This is a genomic window from Alcanivorax sp., assembly GCF_002733835.1.
Classification (GTDB): domain Bacteria; phylum Pseudomonadota; class Gammaproteobacteria; order Pseudomonadales; family Alcanivoracaceae; genus Alcanivorax.
In genome coordinates this window covers 21392-27391 of record NZ_NVWY01000049.1, presented here as the reverse complement: position 1 = coordinate 27391, position 6000 = coordinate 21392, and the positions used below count along the sequence as shown (strand labels likewise).

At 59.6% G+C, this 6000-nt stretch carries 8 protein-coding genes; 3 read left to right on the top strand and 5 right to left on the bottom strand.

Annotated elements, in window-relative coordinates:
* The 3 genes from COA55_RS15890 to COA55_RS15880 all read left to right on the top strand — a co-directional run.
* Positions 1-153 (top strand): pirin-like C-terminal cupin domain-containing protein (locus COA55_RS15890; protein ID WP_290502936.1); only part of this gene is annotated, 153 nt, incomplete at its 5' end.
* Between the two features lie 66 nt (positions 154-219).
* The gene (gene ycaC, locus COA55_RS15885) at positions 220-846 is read left to right on the top strand and encodes an isochorismate family cysteine hydrolase YcaC (protein ID WP_290502935.1); all 627 of its coding nucleotides are present in this window, start codon (positions 220-222) and stop codon (positions 844-846) included.
* 253 nt (positions 847-1099) lie between these two features.
* On the top strand, positions 1100-2404 hold the full coding sequence (locus tag COA55_RS15880) for an outer membrane protein transport protein (protein WP_290502934.1): 1305 nt from the start codon (positions 1100-1102) through the stop codon (positions 2402-2404).
* Between the two features lie 106 nt (positions 2405-2510).
* On the opposite strand, the gene COA55_RS15875 is transcribed toward COA55_RS15880, so the two are convergent.
* From COA55_RS15875 to COA55_RS15855, 5 genes are all read right to left on the bottom strand, one after another.
* Positions 2511-4109, bottom strand: a complete 1599-nt coding sequence (locus COA55_RS15875) for a PepSY-associated TM helix domain-containing protein (RefSeq protein ID WP_290502933.1) — start codon at positions 4107-4109, stop codon at positions 2511-2513.
* A 13-nt stretch (positions 4110-4122) separates the two neighbouring features.
* Positions 4123-4380 (bottom strand): hypothetical protein, encoded by a 258-nt coding sequence (locus COA55_RS15870; RefSeq protein ID WP_290502931.1) that lies wholly within the window; start codon positions 4378-4380, stop codon positions 4123-4125.
* Positions 4377-4649 (bottom strand): hypothetical protein, encoded by a 273-nt coding sequence (locus tag COA55_RS15865; protein ID WP_063521479.1) that lies wholly within the window; start codon positions 4647-4649, stop codon positions 4377-4379. The genes COA55_RS15870 and COA55_RS15865 overlap by 4 nt, the downstream gene beginning before the upstream one ends.
* A gap of 73 nt (positions 4650-4722) precedes the next feature.
* Complete coding sequence (locus tag COA55_RS15860) at positions 4723-5307, bottom strand: hypothetical protein (protein WP_063537532.1); 585 nt, start codon at positions 5305-5307, stop codon at positions 4723-4725.
* Positions 5307-5918 carry a hypothetical protein gene (locus COA55_RS15855; protein WP_063520843.1) on the bottom strand — a complete coding sequence of 204 codons (612 nt, stop codon included), beginning with the start codon at positions 5916-5918 and terminating at the stop codon, positions 5307-5309. The genes COA55_RS15860 and COA55_RS15855 overlap by 1 nt, the downstream gene beginning before the upstream one ends.
* Positions 5919-6000 lie beyond the last annotated feature (82 nt).

Below are 6000 nucleotides of genomic sequence, written 5' to 3'. Positions count from 1 at the left end.
GCCGAGGCGGACAGCGATCTGCTGCTGATTGCTGGTGAACCACTGAATGAACCCGTGGTGGGTCACGGTCCTTTCGTGATGAACACCCGGGAAGAGATTCAACAGGCCATACGCGATTTCCAGAGCGGAAATTTTGGCCAGATCCCGGCCTGACCAATCAAGCAACCTTCAACCAACGGGTGGCGGTGAACGCCACCCATCACTCGCAGGAGAAAGACCATGGGCAAGCAATACAAGCGACTCGACAAGGACAATGCAGCGGTACTACTGGTCGACCATCAGGCCGGCCTGCTGTCACTGGTTCGCGACATTGATCCGGACAAGTTCAAGAACAACGTGCTGGCACTGGCCGACATGGCCAAGTACTTCGAACTGCCGACCATCCTCACCACCAGCTTTGAAACCGGCCCCAACGGTCCACTGGTGCCAGAACTCAAGGAGATGTTCCCCGATGCGCCCTATATCGCCCGCCCCGGACAGATCAATGCCTGGGATAACGAAGACTTCCTTGCCGCAGTAAAGGCCACCGGCAAGAAGCAACTCATCATCGCCGGCGTGGTTACCGAGGTCTGCGTAGCGTTCCCCGCACTCTCTGCACTGGAAGAAGACTACGAGGTGTTCGTAATTACCGATGCCTCCGGCACCTTTAACCCAATGACCCGCGATGCGGCCTGGGAACGGATGAGCGTTGCCGGTGCCCAACTGATGACCTGGTTCGGCGCCGCCTGCGAGCTACACCGTGACTGGCGCAATGATATCGAAGGGCTGGGGGCGCTGTTCTCCAACCACATCCCCGATTATCGCAACCTGATCACCAGCTACAGCACCCTCACCGAAGGGAAATAGCCCACTGACAGCGACCGGCTGGCCGCCCCTTCCAGGGGTGGCCAGCAGGCTGTACCGCAAGGGCAGTTCTACGCGCCGCCAAGGTAAACACACCGCTCATCCATGAATCCCCTTCACGTCAATAAACATCCTGTTTCCCGAAAATAGTCGCTTTTTGCACGATTTATGGTCACTTATGACGATAAACAGCCTGTAATATTTTGTGACTGAATGTTAACTTGCGCCGGCAAAATCATAACTCGGGAAAGTTATCATGAAGTATTCAAACAAAGCCGTGCTGGCAGCCGCGATTGCTGCTGCGTCCACCCAGGTGATGGCCAATGGCCTGGCTCTGAACGAACAAAGCGCCAGCAGCGCCGGCTCTGCCTACGCAGGCCGCGCCTCTACCGCCATCAACGCCAGCACTCTGTACGGCAACCCTGCCGGCATGAGCCGCCTGGACCGCGCCGAAGTGAGCGGCGGCCTGGCCTTCATTGATGCCAGCACTGACATTAGTGATGCTCAAGGCGCCTTCCCCGGCACCAACGATGGCGACATGGTGCCCTTCACCGCCGTGCCCTTCGGTTACTATGTCACTCCCCTGAACGAGAAATGGCATGCCGGCATCGGCCTGTACGCCCCTTTCGGCGTGGAAAGCGATTACGAGAACGGCTGGCAGGGTCGTTACGAAGGCCTGAAAAGCATGGTGCAGGTTGTCACCATTCAGCCAACATTGAGCTACGCGTTTAACGACAGCTTCTCCATCGGGTTTGGCCCCACCATCAACCATATCGATGGGGAGCTGACCAGCAATGTTCCAAACGGCAGCATCCCTCCATTAGGCGTTACCGGTTCCGGTGATGCTGAAGTGGCAATTGAAGGTGATGACGTTGCCTACGGCTATAATTTAGGCGTGCTTTTTGCCGTGAATGACCGCCTAGATTGGGGCCTCACCTACCACTCCAAGACAAAGTTCTCCCTAGAAGGCGACACTAAGGTCTCCGGAGGCAACGGCACCCTTGGCGCACTGCCACCTAACCCCATGTTTCCTGCTGGCACCCCCGGCCTGAACGGAAAATATGATGCGGAACTGGACATCACCATGCCGGAGTCTGTCGACACCTCTGTCAGCTTTCAGGCAACCGATGATCTTGATCTGTATATCGGCGCCACCTGGACGCGCTGGAGCCGCCTGGAAGGTATCGAAGTACAGAACAGCGGCGTCAATACTGCCTATGCGCCTGACTTTGGCACCATCACCGAAGAGTTGAACTGGGAGGACACCTGGTCCTTCGCCGTTGGCGGTGCTTATCAACTGAACCCGAAGTGGGTTATTCGCGCCGGCTACGCCAGCGACGAATCCCCCACCAGCGATGCCCACCGCACCGTGCGCATCCCGGTGAGCGATCGTGATATCTACACCCTGGGCGCCGGCTGGAGTCCCACCGCTGACCTGACCTTTGATGCAGCCTACGCCTACATCAATGAAGAGAAAGGCCGCGTGTCGCAGGATAGCTACAGCGCCGATTTCGAAAACAGCGCTCACGGTCTGGCCCTGCAGGCGACGTACCGCTTCTGATTTCAGAGACCGTAACGTCACAAAAAAACGGCGCCCTCGGGCGCCGTTTTTTATGCCGCTCTGCGGCCGCAATACGGTTCACGTACCATGCAACACGCCAACCAAATCAGCTCACCGCTTCCCGTTCCGTTTCGGTAAGGTGCTTGGGGTGCCCCTGCGTCACCTTGCCCACCCAGAGCGGATGGGGCTCAGCCAGACGCACACGCTTGCGAAACTGGCGGCGCACCACCCACAGGGATGACGCCACTAGCAGCAACAGACCGTTGATCAAAAGGTTATCGGCTTCAAGAGCGTGACCACCCTCCAGCACCACCTGCAACAACGGCACCGCTAGGTAACACAACGGCGCCACCGTAAGCATCAGGCCACTGAACCGCAGCGGCGAGGCACGCAAACTCCACAACACCAGCAGCACGACGACCACACCACAAATGGCTCGCTCTGCGGTGGCCACCCAGGCAGCCCAGGGCGTATACGGCAGCCCCTTGCTGACCAGGAAACTGCACGCCACGCCGATCACAACGCCGAAACAAAGCCCAAGGGTCAGGCGCAACAGAAATGCCGATCCACGGCTTGGCCCCTGGCGATCACTGCGACGCTCGCACCACAGCACATTACCGGACACAAACAACAACGCCCCCAGCAAGCCCATGGCGAAGTACAGCCATTTCACCAGCATCCCGCCGTAATCGCCAAAATGCAGGGAGTACACCGGCGAGAACGAATCAAAGTTCAGGCTGCGCTGCCCCGGAGCGATCACGTTCAAGACACCCATCGCAGGGTCCAGCACCACATGCGCGTGATGCCCCACATATCCGGGCACAGATCCGGCCACATCCACCCAGCCGGCCGCATCGCCATAACCGCGAATTTCCACCCAATCCACGCTCATTTCAGGCAAGGCATCGGCCGCAGCAGACAGATAATCCGCCATCGGCACCATGGCAACGCTTTCTCCCTGGCTTTGCACCGGGGGCCATACCGCCGTTTCCTCTTCAATAACCCCGCGCAGCTGCGGGCCAAACACCAGGGTACCGAGCACCACTGCCACCAGGGTAAAGGCGCCCATGGCGGCGCCGGTCACCGACATGATCAAGTGGAAGGGCAAGCTGACCACACCGATCAGGTTGTGCATGTTCTTCCAGTAACGGCGCATGTTGCCCTCATGCTTGAGGGCAAAAAATTCCTTGCGCAGTTTCGGCCAATGAATCACCAGGCCGGTGAACAGGGCAGCGCCGTACAGTATCGAGATCAGCCCCATAAAGGTCATGCCCAGGTTGATGGGCAGGCCGCCACCGGGAATCGCTAACTGGTAATGCAGCTGGTTGATAAAATCCGCCAGTGCCGAACGAGGCTTTTCAACATACTTGCCCGCCTCGTCGAAATCCGTGGCATGGGCGGTAAGCCACTCCCCCGCACCAGCATCGCTGGACTGAAACCACATTACCGCCGGATCTTCCTCCGGGAGGAAAAAAAGGCGCTTGCGCGCATCCGGGTATTGGTCGGTAACACGGGCAAGCAACGCCTGCCCATCGATGGCATCTTGCGATGCCGCCTCCGTGGCCTGCGGCGTCTGCCAGTGGTGCAGCTCGTGATGGAACACATTGAGGGCGCCGGCAAAAAACGCCACAAACAGGGCCAGGCCACTGGCCATGCCCAGCCAGGCATGCAGGTCGATAAAACGTCGCAAACGGTCCGCCTTCATGCGCCACCTCCCTTCATGCGCCACCCCCATACAAGGCTGTGGTTTGCAGCGCCATCCAGGCCACCCCATTCATTACCAGCAACGCCACCAGTGGAGGCCAGGTACGCTCAGGCAGCGCCACCAGAACGACCAGCAGCATCCATAACAGGGTCACCCCCAACAACTGCAATACCAGCCATGACTGCCAGGGCACCGGTACCGCCGCCGCCACCAATCCCATCAGCATTACCGACAAGGGCAGGCTCAGCAAAAACGCCAAAAAAGCTCTCATCGATTGCCTCCCCGGCGCTGATAGCTATCGCGGTAATGGCTGACCAGCAGCGGCAGCAGCAAGGCTGGCAACGTGAACACCCACAACCCCACAAACAGGCCCACACTGACGCCCAGCTGTAGCGATAACAGCCACAGCCCCCCGGCCAGCATGGCCAAGGCGATTAAACGGCTAAAAACAGGAAGGGGTTGATCCAGCCAGCGTTGCTGGCGATCCGACAGGTAAAACAGCAACACACTGGCAAGTGTGGCCAGAACGGCAACCAGCATAGGGAGAAAACCATTATCATGATAATGGTTCTCATTTAATCGCAGCAGGGAGTTTCCGTCAAGGTAACCAGGCTCAGCGAGGACGCAGCTCGCGCAGATAGTCGCTGGCTTCGCTGAGACGTGCCGTGGACAAACGATCCCAATCCACCGATTCGCGATCCGGCATCCAGACACCGGCAAACGTAGACGCATCCGCCAGCACCAGCTCCGCATTGAGCATCGGCACACCGTGGTAATCGCCGGCCATTCCCCCGGCTCGACGAATCACCGACCACCAGGCCGGCGGGCGCCAGTGCAGGCGCACATCCGGCAGGTGGCAGCTTAGCTCGGTTTCTGCCACGCAGCATTCCAGCACGCTGTCCTGCTGACGGCTCAACCCCTGCCGCCACAATGCCGACCCCGCCACCATGACCAGCGACGGAAAGGCCCGCAGCAATGCCCGACACCGGTCTTCATCGGTGAGCGGCTCGCCCAGTATCACCTTGTAGAATACCGGGCGCGGCGGCGCCACCTGCTTGACCACTCCGGCTTCAAGCCAGCGCAGCACGGTATCCAGCGCGCCGCCAGATTCCTCCGGTTGCAGCTGCTTCAGATCCGAGAGGGTAAAAACCCGCGGCAAACTATCCAGTGCTGGAGACAACATCGTCATTGCCTGCATTAACGGTCTGCCACATCGGCCAACGGCAACCGCAGGCCCAGGCAGTAACGCAGGGCCATGGTCCACGTCAGCAGATGGCAAATCACCGTGAGCTGCCGGGCTTCTGGCAACCCGGCCAAGCGCAGCAACACCACATCATCGACCTGACGCTCAAGCCCCTTGATTTGCCGGGCCCGCAGGTCATTGGGGTTCTGACGTTGCGCCAGGCGCAAGGTCAGCAAGCGCCCCTGAATATCATCTTCCTGGGCCGCATAGGCGCGCTCGACCAGGCTGTAACTGGACAGGTGCCGCATGGTACGCGTGCGCTGCTGGCGCCGGGAACGATGCTTTTGCGGCACCACCAGCACAGAGAAGACCCGCGCCAACCACTGCACAACAGGCAACCAGCGAGCCCCATCGCGGCACGCCATCAGGTACCAGCCCCAGGCCCGCAGACGAGACACATCCCGGCGCAGCACCCGCACCCGGGCATGGCTATCCGCACTGCCCGACGAGGCAAAGCTGGCCCGGTAAACGGCCAGGTACTCCTGCAGGGCCTGCAGCCGTGTCTCCACAGCCTCCAGCCCCAACTCCTGCTGGCGCCATTTTCCCGCGCCCTGCTGTGTCCCCATAAACTGCAACTCCTGCATAGCCACTACTCAAAGACAATGCATAAAAAGTGAACGCCGACGCCGCTGTGAAACAGATTCAGCC

Coding starts and splice junctions, on each gene's coding strand:
- COA55_RS15875 (WP_290502933.1), bottom strand. CDS start 4,109: ATGAAGGCGGACCGTTTGCGACGTTTTATCGACCTGCATGCCTGGCTG.
- COA55_RS15870 (WP_290502931.1), bottom strand. CDS start 4,380: ATGAGAGCTTTTTTGGCGTTTTTGCTGAGCCTGCCCTTGTCGGTAATG.
- COA55_RS15880 (WP_290502934.1), top strand. CDS start 1,100: ATGAAGTATTCAAACAAAGCCGTGCTGGCAGCCGCGATTGCTGCTGCG.
- COA55_RS15855 (WP_063520843.1), bottom strand. CDS start 5,918: ATGGGGACACAGCAGGGCGCGGGAAAATGGCGCCAGCAGGAGTTGGGG.
- COA55_RS15860 (WP_063537532.1), bottom strand. CDS start 5,307: ATGCAGGCAATGACGATGTTGTCTCCAGCACTGGATAGTTTGCCGCGG.
- COA55_RS15865 (WP_063521479.1), bottom strand. CDS start 4,649: ATGCTGGTTGCCGTTCTGGCCACACTTGCCAGTGTGTTGCTGTTTTAC.
- ycaC (WP_290502935.1), top strand. CDS start 220: ATGGGCAAGCAATACAAGCGACTCGACAAGGACAATGCAGCGGTACTA.